At 67.0% G+C, this 14,297-nt stretch carries 12 protein-coding genes and 1 pseudogene; all 13 read right to left on the bottom strand.

Annotated elements, in window-relative coordinates:
- On the bottom strand, window positions 1–746 hold a 746-nt coding region (locus tag IPF85_RS19235), incomplete at its 3' end, for a WD40 repeat domain-containing protein (protein WP_343409680.1).
- Window positions 718–1,251: a WD40 repeat domain-containing protein gene (locus IPF85_RS19240; RefSeq protein WP_343409681.1), complete on the bottom strand. Its 534-nt coding sequence runs from the start codon at window positions 1,249–1,251 to the stop codon at window positions 718–720. The genes IPF85_RS19235 and IPF85_RS19240, both read right to left, overlap by 29 nt.
- Window positions 1,252–1,261: 10 nt before the next feature.
- Entirely contained in the window at window positions 1,262–3,907 is a 2,646-nt protein-coding gene (locus IPF85_RS19245; protein ID WP_343409682.1) for a WD40 repeat domain-containing protein, read from the bottom strand.
- Window positions 3,837–4,433, bottom strand: coding sequence for an ATP-binding protein (locus IPF85_RS19250; protein WP_343409683.1), 597 nt, complete (start codon window positions 4,431–4,433; stop codon window positions 3,837–3,839). Before IPF85_RS19250 ends, IPF85_RS19245 begins: the two co-directional genes overlap by 71 nt.
- A complete protein-coding gene (locus IPF85_RS19255) occupies window positions 4,430–5,326 on the bottom strand; it encodes an SIR2 family protein (protein WP_343409684.1) in 897 nt (298 codons plus the stop codon). The genes IPF85_RS19250 and IPF85_RS19255 overlap by 4 nt, the downstream gene beginning before the upstream one ends.
- Window positions 5,268–6,785: a CHAT domain-containing protein gene (locus IPF85_RS19260; RefSeq protein WP_343409685.1), complete on the bottom strand. Its 1,518-nt coding sequence runs from the start codon at window positions 6,783–6,785 to the stop codon at window positions 5,268–5,270. The genes IPF85_RS19255 and IPF85_RS19260 overlap by 59 nt, the downstream gene beginning before the upstream one ends.
- A 194-nt stretch (window positions 6,786–6,979) precedes the next feature.
- The gene (locus IPF85_RS19265; RefSeq protein WP_343409686.1) at window positions 6,980–8,212 is read right to left on the bottom strand and encodes an MFS transporter; all 1,233 of its coding nucleotides are present in this window, start codon (window positions 8,210–8,212) and stop codon (window positions 6,980–6,982) included.
- A complete protein-coding gene (locus IPF85_RS19270) occupies window positions 8,193–8,657 on the bottom strand; it encodes a chromate resistance protein ChrB domain-containing protein (protein ID WP_343409687.1) in 465 nt (154 codons plus the stop codon). The genes IPF85_RS19265 and IPF85_RS19270 overlap by 20 nt, the downstream gene beginning before the upstream one ends.
- 91 nt (window positions 8,658–8,748) lie before the next feature.
- Window positions 8,749–9,231: pseudogene (locus tag IPF85_RS19275) on the bottom strand (ATP-binding protein); the annotation flags it as partial.
- Between the two features lie 1,339 nt (window positions 9,232–10,570).
- Complete coding sequence (locus IPF85_RS19280; protein WP_343409688.1) at window positions 10,571–10,933, bottom strand: DUF2442 domain-containing protein; 363 nt, start codon at window positions 10,931–10,933, stop codon at window positions 10,571–10,573.
- Between the two features lie 24 nt (window positions 10,934–10,957).
- Complete coding sequence (locus tag IPF85_RS19285) at window positions 10,958–11,407, bottom strand: transcriptional regulator (protein ID WP_343409689.1); 450 nt, start codon at window positions 11,405–11,407, stop codon at window positions 10,958–10,960.
- A gap of 85 nt (window positions 11,408–11,492) precedes the next feature.
- Entirely contained in the window at window positions 11,493–11,876 is a 384-nt protein-coding gene (locus IPF85_RS19290; RefSeq protein ID WP_343409690.1) for a type IIL restriction-modification enzyme MmeI, read from the bottom strand.
- A 649-nt stretch (window positions 11,877–12,525) separates the two neighbouring features.
- Entirely contained in the window at window positions 12,526–14,277 is a 1,752-nt protein-coding gene (locus tag IPF85_RS19295; RefSeq protein ID WP_343409691.1) for a DNA methyltransferase, read from the bottom strand.
- Between the last annotated feature and the right edge of the window lie 20 nt (window positions 14,278–14,297).

A 14,297-nucleotide genomic window follows, 5' to 3' on the forward strand; every position in this document is an offset into this window, starting at 1 on the left:
TCCAACCCCAACTGCCGCCGTTCCGCGTCCGTCAGCAGATGCGCCGGGCGCTGGATGCGCGCCTCGGCCAGCGCTAACAACTCCTCGATCGTCGAAACCCAAATGCGCACGCTCTGATCGGCACTGGCCGAGACGATGCGTTTGCCATCCGGGCTGTACGCCGCGGACAAGACCCTGTCCGTGTGGCCCTCCAGCGTGCGCAGCAGCGCACCCGTCTCGCCATCCCAAATGCGCACGCTCTGGTCGTCGCTGGCCGAGACGATGCGTGTGCCATCCGGGCTGTACGCCGCAGACCTGACAATATCCGTGTGGCCCTCAAGCGTACGCAGCAGCGCACCCGTCTCGCCATCCCAAATGCGCACGCTCCCATCGTCACCGGCCGAGACGATGCGTTTGCCATCCGGGCTGTACGCCGCGGACCTGACCCCGTCCGTGTGGCCCTCCAGCGTGCGCAGCAGCGCACCCGTCTCGCCATCCCAAATGCGCACGCTGCCGTCGGCGTCGGCACTGGCCGAGACGATGCGGCTGCCATCCGGGCTGTACGCCGCGGACCAGACCCCGGACGTGGGGCCCGCCAGCGTAGCCAGCAGCGCACCCGTCTCGCCATCCCAAATGCGCACGGTACCATCGTAACTGGCCGAGACGATGCGACCGCCATCCGGGCTGTACGCCGCGGAACTGACCCAGCCCGTGTGGCCCGCCAGCGTGCGCAGCAGGTCACCCGTCTCGCCATCCCAAATGCGCACGCTGCCGGTCGTCACTGGCCGAGACGATGCGGCTGCCATCCGGGCTGTACGCCGCGGAACTGACCCCGGCCGTGTGGCCCTCCAGCGTAGCCAGCGGCGCACCCGTCTCGCCATCCCAAATGCGCACGCTGCCGTCGTCACTGGCCGAGACGATGCGTTTGCCATCCGGGCTGTACGCCGCGGACAAGACCCCGGCCGTGTGGCCCTCCAGCGTGCGCAGCAGCGCACCCGTCTCGCCATCCCAAATGCGCACGCTCTGATCGTCACTGGCCGAGACGATGCGACCGCCATCCGGGCTGTACGCCGCGGACAAGACCCCGGCCGTGTGGCCCTCCAGCGTAGCCAGCAGCGCACCCGTCTCGCCATCCCAAATGCGCACGCTCTGATCGTCACTGGCCGAGACGATGCGTTTGCCATCCGGGCTGTACGCCGCGGACCTGACCCAGGCCGTGTGGCCCTCCAGCGTAGCCAGCAGCGCACCCGTCTCGCCATCCCAAATGCGCACGCTGCCGTCGTCACTGGCCGAGACGATGCGACCGCCATCCGGGCTGTACGCCGCGGAGCCCTGGCCGTGTGGCCCTCCAGCGTGCGCAGCCGCGCACCCGTCTCGCCATCCCAAATGCGCACGGTGCCGTCGTCACTGGCCGAGACGATGCGTTTGCCATCCGGGCTGTACGCCGCGGACCAGACCCTGTCCGTGTGGCCCTCCAGCGTAGCCAGCAGCGCACCCGTCTCGCCATCCCAAATGCGCACGCTGCCGTCGTCACTGGCCGAGACGATGCGACCGCCATCCGGGCTGTACGCCGCGGACCAGACCCAGTCCGTGTGGCCCGCCAGCGTGCGCAGCCGCGCACCCGTCTTGCCATCCCAAATGCGCACGCTCCGATCCCAACTGGCCGAGACGATGCGTTTGCCATCCGGGCTGTACGCCGCGGACCAGACCCTGGCCATGTGGCCCTCCGGCGTAGCCAGCAACGCACCCGTCTCGCCATCCCAAATGCGCACGCTCCGATCGGCACTGGCCGAGACGATGCGTTTGCCATCCGGGCTGTACGCCGCGGACCTGACCCTGGCCGTGTGGCCCGCCAGCGTAGCCAGCAGCGCACCCGTCTCGCCATCCCAAATGCGCACGCTCTGGTCGTAACTGGCCGAGACGATGCGTTGCCATCCGGGCTGTACGCCGCGGACCTGACCCCGGCCGTGTGGCCCGCCAGCGTAGCCAGCAGCGCACCCGTCTCGCCATCCCAAATGCGCACGCTCCCATCGTCACTGGCCGAGACGATGCGTTGGCCATCCGGGCTGTACGCCGCGGAACTGACCATGTCCGTGTGGCCCGCCAGCGTAGCCAGCAGCGCACCCGTCTCGCCATCCCAAATGCGCACGCTGCCGTCGTTACTGGCCGAGACGATGCGTTTGCCATCCGGGCTGTACGCCGCGGACAAGACCCCGGCCGTGTGGCCCGCCAGCGTAGCCAGCAGCGCACCCGTCTCGCCATCCCAAATGCGCACGCTCTGATCGGCACTGGCCGAGACGATGCGTTTGCCATCCGGGCTGTACGCCGCGGACCAGACCCCGGCCGTGTGGCCCGCCAGCGTGCGCAGCAGCGCACCCGTCTCGCCATCCCAAATGCGCACGCTCTGATCGTCACTGGCCGAGACGATGCGTTTGCCATCCGGGCTGTACGCCGCGGACCAGACCCCGTCCGTGTGGCCGACAAGCATTTTCAATGGCGCCAGGTCGCTGGCGCGCCAGACGCGCACGGTGCCATCGTCGCCGGCCGAGACAATCGTCTGACCATCCGGGCTGAAGTGGGCGCTGTTGACCGCACCCTGATGGCGCTGCTGCGCCGACGGCAGCGTCATACGCCAGGTGGCATTGTCCACCGCCGTGCGCAGGGCGGCGTCAATCAGCGGCGGCACAGTGACGGTCATCTGCAAGGTGGTCCGCACGGCATCGCGTGCCAGCAAGAGGGCCTGGTCGCCGGCGTGGTGGTCTTGGGCAATCAAGAGCTGCGCACGCGCGGCCATCTCACCAGCGCGGGAACGCAGTCGCTGTCGTTCGGCGTTGGCTTTTTCTTGCTTTCTTCTCGCGGGCTGCTGTTTTGGCGCTTTGGCGGGCTGCGCCTGGGCGTCGTTGCGGGCATCGAGGGCAAGCATGGTCAGGCCAATCGCCGCGACCAGCAGCAGGCCGATCGCGCCCACCAGCCAGCGCAGGCGGTTGGCGCTGCGCTGTTCGACCCGGCGCGCGCGTTCTTCCAGTTGGGCGCGTGCCGCGGCCTCGTTGGCGCGTTGCTCCGCTTCGGCGCGGGCCGCCTGCTCCTCGGCCAGCCGTGCGGCCTCCTCCTGCACCCGGCGATAGCGCGCCTGCCAGTCCAACATCGCCTGGCCCAGCACATCGTGGAAGATCTCGTATTGGGTCACGCCGCCGGGCGACTGCACCCCGCGCAGCAGGCGGCGGCCCTGCAGCCGGTTGAGCAAGTCTTCCACCGTCCCCCGGTCGCGGCCGGTATATTGGGCGATTTCGTCCAGCGAGAGTGCGATCTTGGTGCCTGACGGCGTCACCAGGCGGTCGAAGAAACTGGCCGCCAGCGCCTGGTCGGCCGGGTCGAGCGCGGCCAGCGTGTCGTCCAGATAGTTGCGCACAATCGTCTCGGCCCCACCCAGGCTGTCGAGCGTGGCCGAGCGCAAGGCGGCCGACCGGTTGGCCTGTTCCAGCTCCCACAGCCGGGTCAACACCAACTGCAGATAGGGCGCTTCGATCTGTTCGCGACCATCCTGGGGCTGGGCACTGTCGCGCACGCCGGCGCCTTGTTTGCTCAAGGTCACGCGCCCGCTGCCCACCTGGTCGAGCACCGCCTCCACCAGCGCCGGTTCAAGCGTGATCGCGGCGCCCTGGTCTCGGTTGTACTGCGCCAGCGGCTTGCGGATCGCCTCCTCGCCCGCGGCGCGCCCCAAATGGCCGATGCTCAGGCGGTTGTCGAGCAAGAAGGGAATCTGCCCTTTGAAGCGGTCCAGACGCGCCAGCGCATCCTCGCGCAGCGCCAGCAGCACATTGACGCGCAGATCGGGCGTGGTCAAAATGGCCACCAGCTCATGCGCAAAGCTCCCCGGCCCCGCCTCGTCCGCGTGGTAAAGGAAATACTCCTCGAACTGATCCAGCACGAGGAGGAGGTCGCTGGCGGTGCGTTGGCTTTGGTCGCGCAGGTAAGTGGTGAAAGAAAGATCGGAGATTGGAGATTGGAGATTGGAGATCGGGGATCGCGTGTCCAGCGTCTCCCGGTTCGTCTGGTCCCCCGGGTCTCCGGTCTCCGGTCTCCCGGTCTCCGGTCTCCCGGTCTCCGGTCTCTGGTCTCTGGTCTCCGCTCTCCTCAATCCCCTCCGCCACGGCTTGCACGAGGCCGGCCATCGGGTCGGATTGCCAGCGGTTGAAGTAGATGGGGATGATCTCGGCGGCGCCGCCGGTCAGAACGTTTTGGCGCGCGCGCTCGCGCAACTGGTGGATCACGCCGGCGCGCAGCACGGAGCTTTTGCCCACGCCGCTGGGGCCATAGAAGATCGTCAACCGTGAGACTTCCAGGTTGGCGGCCACCGTGGCGCTCTCGGCCGTGCGGCCAAAGAAGTAGGCGGCGTCGGCCTCGGTGTAGGGGGTCAAGCCCCGGTAGGGAGAGGTCATCGCGTCGGTGGTCATAGGGTATCCAACCACTCGTTCAGCGTCGCCGCCACGGCTTCAGGCGCGGCGGTCATGGGTTCGATCCCCAGGCTTTGCCAGAATTTTTGCTCGATCGCGGACGGGTTGGCAAGGACGGCCCAACTCTTGCCATGCAGGCTGGTTTTCTGCGTCTTCATGCGCTGCCAGATCAGGCGGAAGTGCCATTCGTAGAGGCTGAAACCAAAGAAGACAAAGCTGCGTTTGCGCACCTGCTGCAGCAGCGTCGGCGGCAGCAGGCTGCCGATCTCCTGTGCGGGCAGGTAGTCCAGGAACTGATCTTCGGTCACCACGACGCTGTCCACGTCCGCGGTCACGCGCTGGCCGCACAGCTTGACGATGATCGGCCGGCGGTCGGGTTGGCCGTCGGGGCCGCTGTCATGCGCGTTGTAGGTGTTGGGGGTGAGCAGCTCCCGCGGCTCACTGCCCGGGTCGGCGCCCGGTGGGATGTGCACGAAGCGGCCCTCCTGCACGCGACCGCTGCTGTCGGCAAAACGGTGGCGGTAGGCGAAGAGGTGGTAGGGCTGCCCGGCCTGCGCGAAGGCCTGTTCGAGCAGGGTGTCGAAGGCGGTGGAAAAATAGACATAGCGGTGGTCGGGCTTGTTGTGCGGGTAGCCTTTGGCGGCCAAGCGGCGGGGCAGCTCGGCCAGCAGCCGGTGCAGGATCGTGGGCGGGTAGTCCGCGGCGTAGATCTCGTGCAGCCGCTCGTAGAGCGCCTCCGGCCCGTCGGTCAGGCTGGTGACCTGGGAAATCTGCAGCAGCGATTGGCCGCTGGCCGGCGCGCCGCCCAGCTTCTGGGTCAGAAAGCTGGCGATCTCATCCGCGCCGGGCAGATAGCGGCCTTTGACCCAGCCATCCTGCGGCGGGCGGCCCACGTGGCCCAACTCCCAGCCGAGGAAGGGCACCAGCCGTCCTTCGAGCAGGGCGTTGAGGATCGGCTGGTAGCGTTGGGCCGCGTCGCGGCCCGCGGCTGCGGTGGGGGCTGCGCCCAATTTGCCCAGCAGTTCGGCCAGCCGGGAGCGCGTGTCGCGATAGTTGGGCGCCAGGTCCTCGACCTGTTCCAGCGTGCGGTACGCGTCGCGCCATGCACCCAGGGCGACCAACGGCAACGCCGTGTCGTAAAGCCGCGCAGCCTCGGCGCTGTTTTGGATCTGCTGCCGCGGCTTGGGCGCCCGCGTGCTTGGTATCCAGCGCCAGGATGCGCTCGAGCAGCGCGCGCCGTCGCGCCGGCTCGCTGACCTGCGGCGCCTTCTCCCACAGCCGCGCCGCCTTCTGCGCGTCGCTCAAGACCGGGATGGCGAAGGGTTCGCTGCCTTGAAAATAGAGGGTTGGGATGCCCCAACTGGCGGCGACTTCGTTGACCCGTTTGCGCCCTTCGCCCACGGCCGCTTCGATGCCGTAGCCATCGGCCAGGCCGCGGTAGAACTCCTGCGCAAAGCGGATGGCGTGGTCATCCACGATCGGCGCTTGCATGGCGATCACCGCGGGCGTGCCTTGCTGGATCAGCTTCTGCGCCACGCCGGCAAAGGCCGAGGCCGCGGTGGGCGCGGCGCCCTGGCAGGCATTGAGCAGGGCCAGGCGCAGGCTTTTGCAGTCGCTGAGCAGCGTGGCCAGGTCGCTGGCGTAGACGGGCTGGGAGCAGCCGGCGTGGTCGCAAAAAACCAGCAGCCCGGCCTGGCTCGCCTCATCCAGCGCGCCGTGGCCGACAAAGTGAAAGACGTGGGGCGCCTGGCGCAGGGCCGCCTGCAAGGCCTCGTAGGTGGGAGCGCAGGGGATCAGCTCGATGGCCGCGCTGTCGGCCACGGCCTGCAGGTTGTTCCACTCGCGTGTGCTGTCCAGCGCCGGCAGATCCGTGGGTGCGGAGATCAGCACCAGCACGCGCAGCGCGCCCTCGACCGGAAGCGCCGGCCGCGCGGCGACGGGCAAGCTGCGCACGAGCGAAAGCCGCCCGTCCAACGCCAGCCAGCGTGCGAGGTCACGGTCGTAGAGATATTCCCAGGGCACGGCGACCAGCGCGGGGATGTCGGTGTTGAGCAGCAGGCGCAGGATGTGTCCGCGTTCCTGGGCCAACGCGCTGGCTGTGGTGTAGGTGCGAAAGAGAGGCCCGGCAAACAGCGCAGCGAAGAGCGCGGCCCCGGCGCCGCACAGATCGTCGCGGACGGGGTCGCTCCGTTGCAGAGCCAGCTTCAACGCGTCCACCTGCGCCGCGACCGCGGCCAGGCTGAAGGCGCCCGTCGTGGTAGCGTTCGCGTACGACACCGTGACGTTGGCGCCCTGCGCGGGTGGTTCTGTGGCTGTGATGGTGATCGTCAGGTCGTCGAACACAGGGAGCATGGGCGGAACCTCATCTCGTTAGCAAAGCCGGGGCGGCGAACAAACAGTATTATACCTGAAACCAGACCGGCGGCCAATCTGCCAGGGTCAAGGGGCGTATACGCCCTGTTTGCCGGCGCCGGGTTAAGGTGGGGAAGACCCTTCGTCGTGACGACTTCGGTCGCTTCCCGGGGCTCGAAAGACTGAAATCGTTATTACACGTCGAAAACCGCCTCTTCCGGCGGTTCGAAGGCGCGAAAACTGCGATAGAGGAGCAAGTCGTAGGCGATCTTCAGGCCGCCGGCGAGGAGAAAGGGCGCAGCAAAATAGCCGCGGGCCAGTAGCAGTCCGCTGAGCCAGGGCGAGATGGACGCGCCCAGCGAGCGAGCGATGGCGGTCACGCCGGAGGCGGCCGAGCGTTCATCGGGGCTGACCACGGCCATGGTGTAGCTTTGGCGCGCCGGCACGTCCATCTGCGAGATGCTGAAGCGCAGGAGCAGCACCGCGATCGCCAGCGGCAGCGTCGGCATCAACGGCACCAGGCAGAGCAGCACGTTCGAGGGCAGATGCGTCATCACCATGGTGTTGATCAGTCCGAAGCGGGCCGCCAGCCGCGCGGCCAGCAGCGCGGAAGCGCCGGCGAGGAGATTGGCGGCAAAGAAGATCGCGCCCAGCGCAGCGGGACTCAAGCCGAACCGGGTGTAGAACCAATAGGCGACGATGCTCTGAATCACAAAGCCGCCGGCAAAGGCATCCAGGGCAAAGAGGCCGCTCAGTCGCAGGACGATCGGGCCTGAGCGATGCAGGCCGAAGCGGCGGCGCACGGATGCAATCCCGGCCGAGGGGGAAGGCTCGACGGCCGGCGACAGGTAGAAGAACCAGGCGATCAGCAGCAGGCCGCACAGGGCATAGCCCAGCAGGACCGCCTGGTAAGCGTTCACGGAGGAAAATCCGTCGCTTTGCAGCGCCTGCACCAGCAGCCCGCCGCAAAGGGCGCCGGCGGCCGTGGCCAGCGAGCCGACCAGGTTGTACCAGGCAAAGACCTGGGTGCGCCGCGCATCCGGCAGAATCTGCGCCAGCCCGGCCTGTTCGATCGCCAGAAAGGGGCCGATCTCGTTGCCGCTGGGGCTGATGACCCCGATGATGGCAGCGAGCAGCAGCAGGGTGGGCTGTCGGGTCAGCAGGAAGGCCGCGCCGGCCAGCGCCATCAGCGCGGCGCCCAGCATCAGGCTGCGCCGGCGGCCCAAGCGGTCGGCCGTGGTGGTGATGGTCAGGGTGACCGCGGCGTCGCCCGCCAGCGTCAGCGAGAACAGCAGGCCGATCCGTCCCTCGTCCAGGCCGATCGCGGCCAGATAGAGCGCCAGGACGACCGACAGCGCGCCATAGGCGAACAGCCGCGTGATGCGCGTGGCAAAGAGCAGCCTGACGTCAATCCTTGAACGCGCCATGGGGCCGGCCTTGTTTCACCATTTCCTGGCAGTAGGCGTACAGCGCATCGTAGACGATCCACTCCGCGGCATTGATGGCGTGATCGTCCGCGTAGCCCAGGTGGCGGAAGCCCTCGGCAATCGCCTGCAGGCCCGGCCCCTCGGGTTGGTTCCACTGTGTGTTGTCGGTATCCGCGCCGTTGACGATCTTGCCCAGCAACAGCAGGGCCGGGTTGCCGGTCAGGTCGTACTTGTCCAGAATCGCCTCGAACGAACAGGCCTGACCGTGATGGCCCAGCTCAACGCCCTTGACGTCGTAGGGAATCGCACCCAGGCGCGCGGCCTCGGCCATGACCTGGTCAGCGGGGACGAAGAAAAATGTGGCGTCCGGGTCAACGAACTTCTTGATCAACCAGGGACAGGCCACGCGGTCCACTTTGACGCGTGCTCGTGTAATCCAATTCATCGGTATAACCTCCTCATGCACTGGCCAGCCATACGCCGCGCAGGAAGAAGGGGATGGCGCCGCGGGTGTGGATGGTTGTGCCTTGCACGCATCACATGCCCCACACGGTGATCGGCCGGCCCTGGATGGCTTCCTCTCGCCGGAAGATCTTCTCCTCCCAGGGTTTGTCCGGCGTGCGGTCGAAGATGACCAGGTGTGCCTCTGCGGCGCCGCAGCGGTCGGCGTACTCCCAGGTCTGCACCACGCCCTCGGCCAGGGTTGCCTCCAGCGATTTGTGCAGCACTTTCAACTCGATGACGCCGCGCTGGACGTGCTCTTTGCCCTCGACGCCTGGCTCAGCAACCGGCCAGAGTACCAACAGGTCGGTGCGCTTGCGCCCCAGACCATACTCCCGCTCGACGCGGCCACCGCCGTTGACGATGCGCTGCAGAAACGCCTGTAGGAGCAGTTGCGGCCCTGCCTCCTTGTAGTCGAAACGCTCGACCCAGCTCTCGGAGTGCTCGCGGAAGAACTGCTGAAAGGCAGCCAACAGCTTCGGCAGGTCGAGCTGGCCATCGGACCGGATGTACCAGGCCAGTTCCTGGACGATAAAATCCTGCGTGACGCTGGTCAAGGCGCGGAGAAAACACCCGGGGGGGGGGGGGGGGGCACCCACCACGTGGGGTGCGCGCCGGCGCAGGCGGCGGCCACCCGCCGGCGGGGGGGGCCGGGCGGGGGGGGGGGGGGCGGGCCCCCCCCCCCGCCCCCCGGGCGGGGGGCGGCCCGGGGCGCGGCCGCGCGGGGGGGCGGGGCGGGCGGGGGGGGGGGCCGGGGGGGGGGGGGGGGGCGCCCCCCCGGGCCCCCCCCCCCCGGGGGGGGGGGGGGGGGGGGGGGGGGGGGGGGGGGGGGGGGGGGGGGGGGGGGGGGGCGGGGGGGGGGGGCGCGCCCCGGGGGGGGGGGCGGCGCCGCCCCCGCGGCCGGGGGGGGGGGGGGGGGGCCCCGCCGGGCCCGGGGGGGGGGCGGCCGGAGGCCGCCCCCCCCCCCGCCCCGGCCGGGGGGGGGGGGGGCGGGCGGGGGGCCGGCGGGGGGCCGGGGGGCGCCCCCCCCCCCCGGGGGGGGGCGGGCGGGGGGGGGGGGGGGGGGGGGGGGGGGGGGCGCCCGCCCCCCACCCCGGGGGGGGGGGGGGGGGGGGGGGGGGGGGCGGGGGGGGGGGGGGGGGGGGGGGGGGGGGGGACCAGGGGGGGGGGGTGTCCCCCAAGGCGTCCACCTCATCCAGCAACAACACCAGGGGCTGCATACTGCGTTCAGCCCAACGGGTCAAGATCTCTCCCAATGCGCTGTGTGGCCCGCTTTCTTGCAGGACTTCCTGGGCAATCGTCTTAAGAAATGGCTCATCCAGGAAGTCGCGCGCGCGAGAGGCGATTTCGTTGACGATGGCGCGCATCGCAGCCGCGATATCCTCACGCGCCGACTGCCCTACTTCCAGGTTGGCATACAACGCCCGGTAGGGGCCGCGGCGGTTGAGATGTTCCATGAGCGCCAACAGCGCAGATGTCTTGCCGGTCTGTCGCGGGGCATGGAGCACGAAGTACTTCTTCTGCTCGATCAAGCTCAGGATGTCGGCCAGGTCGAACCGCTCCAGCGGCGGCAGGCAGTAATGATCCTCGCAGTTGACCGGCCCGGCCGTGTTGAAGAAACGCATAGACCTCTCCCTGTGCTCCAATCCGCCAAGAGACCACCCAGACAGCCGCGCTCGACGCGCAGCGATGTCGGCACCAGCGTGGGTTTCAGTCAGCACTCCGTTGCTCTGTTGGCGGTAACGAGTATAGCACAAAATTGTAATGGGTACCAGCAGCCTCCGTTCTTGGGGCAACCTGGCAATCTACATTGGAAACGGCACGTTTCGTCGCGGAGATGATGGGGGCCTGGAGCATTCAGGATCCAACGTTCTGCCGCTGGTTGGCAGAGGAAGCCAGCTTGTATGACACGCCGTTCTCAGCGTCCTCGGCCCGGCTCCAGGGCGGATCGCCATCGTAATACAGCACGTCAGGGTCAATATCGGCCCCGTTCGGCCAGGTCAGCGTTTCTGTTTCAGGGTCAACGACCACCTGCGCAAAAAGCTGAGGGTCCAGGCGGATTGGGTCGAACAATGGTCCGTGCAGATACGGCTCCAGATCAATGTCCCTGGTCGAGCCGTCGCTGAACGTGACATAGACAACCGAGCTGTCGCGGACGCACACCGAACGAACCGACACCAGATCTGGGTATTCCTCGTTGGCAACGATCTCTTCTATCATGATAGACCCTCGACTGCATTTGTTTCAGCGCGACTGGCGCACTGCTGCAACCATCTTACTTGTGGAGTGCGCTATTGGCGTCTTGCGCGCCGGTAGTTCGAGGTTGTCTTGTTCCGTAGGGTAAGATCGGATCAGAACCGAGCCAGGAATTCCCGTGACCTGTTCAAGACGGCGAATCATTGGCAACGTCAGGGGCCGTTTGCGGCCCAGAATTTCTGAAACACGTCCTCGGCTGCCGAGGTACGGTTCCAACTGCTTGCGTGTCCAGCCGCGGCTCTCCATGAAATACTCCAGCGCGGCGATAGGATCGGGCGACGGCAAGTCGTAACGATCCCTTTCGTAGGCTTCGACCAGCGTTACCAAAATATCGAGCGTATCGCTTTCCGGCGTGCCCGGCTCAGCGTCCCAAAGCTGCTCGATCTCCTGCAGCGCGGCATGGTTGTCTTCGTCATTCCGAATGGGTTTTAGCGCCATAGTTCATCTTATACTTCATGAGTGAGAATTCGACAAACCCTGTGGCTGCCTCGTTCGATCCAATAAACGCCTGGCAGCCAATTATCTACGCTTGCAGGCCGACTCCTGCCCGCGCCAGGTTGAGCGCCAGCAGCCGCGCCAGGATGTCCTCGTCTGTGAGGCCGGTCGGCCAGCCGTACGCTGCCAGCACGGCCGCGTCCAACTTGCGATGCGCGTGGTCCAGCCAGGTGGGCCGCGCGTTGTACAGGTTGGTCAGCGTGCGCTTCTTCGACTCCGCCTCGCTTGCGCCCGGCGGATTGAGCCACGCGTCGCGCAGGCGCACCAGCTCCTGCGCCGCCGCCGCAATCGCCTGCACGCGGCCATCGTCCACCGGCTCCTGCCCCGGCGGCCACGGTAAGGGAAAGGTCTCGAAGCAGGTAGTGGGGGTGTAGCGGGAACCGCTTTCGGCCTCACGCAGTTGGGTGCCCATCGCAGCGCCCACAGTTCGTGCAGTCGGAATGCAAAACGCAAAAAAGTAGTCATCATCGCAAGCAAGACAATCGAGCAGGCATTGGCGGCAGGACAGTCTGATGGAGCCAGGCAAAGAAGCAATGCTTTGGACACGTGAAAGTGCCGATACCGCGTCTTGGCTGCAAAGCGCGCATGCCGCATCGGCGCGTCTAGCATGTAGCCACCATTGTTCACGATAGGCCTGACGGTTATTCTTCTCGGTCCGGGTTGCACATGCCGCACATACTCAAACGGGCTTCATACAGGGCTGCCTCTGTCGAGGTTCATCAGACCAAAATCAATAATCCACATGCCGCGGTCGTCGAACGAGATCAATACCATTGACATAAGGTCGCAGCACATCGGTTTGGGCGCCCGTTTGGGGTTCAATGGCAGTCAGATCCATTGTTGAGCCTGGGACTTCTGCATATCAAAACCGACCCTTTTTGGCGGCCCCGAACGAAACCAAGGTTTTCTGGGAGCCGCTTGCAGCGGTCAGATCAGACGTTGCCGTCAGATCGGGGTTGATATCCTGACACCGCTTGCCATCAAGAACTCGGAGGTCTTCGCCATCATCAAAACCAATCATCGAAACGTGAACGGCTGCGCCTTCAAGAACCCAGTCCCGGTCAGACTGCGCCCAGAAAATATCGCCCGAGCTTTGATCCGCTCCAGCACTTTGCGATTGGCGCCGCCTCGAATCGCCTTGGTCGCCAAAAGACCCGCCCGCTTTGCCCTCCTTCTTCGATCTGTGCCCTTGCCTTCTCAAACCAGTAGCAGACCAAATCGGCTTCACGCGGAACTCGACCGCCATACAGGTCGAATAGTTTGTTCACGTAGACGTCACCCAACTCGCTGCGCAGCCGTTTGCCGCCCAAAAACGGCGGGTTGCCGATGATGACATCGGCCGGCGGCCACGCCGGCTCCACGGGCCGGCCGGCCGCATCATAAGCCAGGATGGCGTCCATGCGACGCACGGTTTGGATGGGCTTGAGGATCGGTTCGGGCGGCGCGCCGAAGCCGTTGGCGCGCAGCCACTGGATGTAGCCGATCCAGATCGTGGCCTGCGCCAGTTCGTGCGCATACTCGTTGACCTCGATGCCGTAGAGCTGCCCCGGCGACGGCGCAATGCCCTCCAGCGGCGACACCGCCGTCAGCCCCAACGCCAGCATCCGGTCATAGACCTCTTTCCACAGGTCGAGCAGCGAGAGCAGCGCCAGGTAGAGAAAGTTGCCGCTGCCGGCCGCGGGGTCGAGCACGCTGACGCGCGCCAGCTCCGAGGCAAAGTCCACCAGCAGGTCTTGCAGCTTCTTGTGCAGGCCGCTGCGCTTGGGTCCTTTGGCCTGATCGCGCTGGCCGGCCAGCCCCTGGGCCTGTTCCTGCACCGTGGCCCAGCGCCGGCGCAGGGGCGCCATCAGCACCGGCTCCACGATCAGCAGGATGTCCTCGCGGCTGGTGTAGTGCGCGCCCAACTGGCTGCGCTTGGCCGGGTCCAGCCCGCGTTCGAACAACGTGCCGAAGATCGTGGCATCAATGACCGACCAGTCCGCGCCCACGACGCGGGCGAGCACGTCCAGCCCGGCCGCGCTCAGCGGCAGGACCGCGGCGTTGTCGAAGAGGCCGCCGTCGAAGTGGGGAATTTGCTCTGTGCCGAACCAGCCACCGCTCGCCATCGCGGCGAAGAGCTGGCTCAACTGCCCGGCAAACGCGGCCGGCTGCGACTGTGTGCGCATCACCAGGCGGGCAAAGAGTCCCTCCGGCAGCAGCCCCACATCCTCGGCGAAGAGGCAGAAGAGCAGGCGGATCAGAAAATGGGCAATCGCCAGCGGCTCATGGCCGTCCGCGGCCAGCACATCGGCCAGGCGGGCGAATTCCGCGGCCACGCGCTGCGTGACCATCTCCGGCGTCTCGGCCGTCTCGAACAAGGCGGGGTGATAGAAGATGGCGCGCAGCCGCTCCAGGCCGGCCGGCGTCAGCAGATCATCCAGGGTGAGGGTGGTGGGCGTGTTGGCGCGGTTGACGAAGTTGGGGTGAATGACGATCGTTTCGATGTCGCTGACCACCAGCAGCGGCGGATTGTGCAGCGCGGCGCGGTATTGCAGCAACTGCAGGTAGGCCTTGTCCAGGTTGGCGTGCTTGCCTTTGTACTCCCAGCCGAAGAAGCCGCGCTTGAAGACATCGGCAAAGCCCTGGCCGCCGCCCAACTTGGCCGCGCCGTACTCGAAGGTGAAGTGCGTGCCCTCAGCATCGGCCGCGGCCGGCGTGGGATGTCCCACCAGGCCGCACAGGTCGAGAAAATGCTCCTTCGTGGCCGCGCTCTCCTTGAGCGTGACCTTTCGCCATTTCGCGACGAAGGCTTGTGGGGTGAGGGTGAATGGCATGATTATTATCACCTGGCATG

Source organism: Candidatus Amarolinea dominans, assembly GCF_016704685.1.
GTDB classification, from domain to species: Bacteria; Chloroflexota; Anaerolineae; order SSC4; family Amarolineaceae; genus Amarolinea; species Amarolinea dominans.